The 602-nt window shown below is 38.7% G+C and carries 1 protein-coding gene; it reads left to right on the forward strand.

Going from position 1 to position 602, the window contains the following annotated elements:
• Window positions 1-253: hypothetical protein (locus ACS8FD_RS22465; RefSeq protein WP_439277490.1), on the forward strand; the 253-nt coding region annotated here is incomplete at its 5' end.
• Window positions 254-602: the final 349 nt, after the last annotated feature.

A 602-nucleotide genomic window follows, 5' to 3' on the forward strand; every position in this document is an offset into this window, starting at 1 on the left:
CACTGCACAGACTGACTTTGAGGAAGCGAACCCTGAAGCTGAAGCACTTGATCATCGTAGTCGTGACGCTGAGTCGACGCTTAGCGAACGCATGAGTTACAATCATAGTAGAGGTATTAATACTCAACTAGACACAGATGATGGGCATCTAAATGACCACAATGGTCATGAGAGTAGCGAGGGAGAAAACGTTTCTACGCAAGGCTCTAAATGGCAAGACGGGCTACGTCGTGAAGAAGACGATAAGGCATGATGAAAGCGTAGTTAATGTCCTTTAAGTAACTGGGCAAGCTACAAAAATAAAAACATTAAAAGCAAGATTGTCAAACTATGGCAGTCTTGCTTTTTTTGACTGCGCCACTATCAAATTTTTGTATGTTAGGACAATTATATTAAACCACTAATAACATAAGCATATATGGTACAAGGCCTAGCCTTGTCTGAAAATGTATTGGTGAGGTTTATGTACTTAAGAGATGTTCAACCCATAATGGATATATCAAACTGATCAGCGATTTGCTGAGTGAGAGTAAGTAAAAAAATTTGTTTCCATAACGAAAACAAAATGTTTAGAATAAATGACAGCTATTCTTTGGGCACAT

It is taken from the genome of Psychrobacter sp. 1U2 (assembly GCF_051847575.1).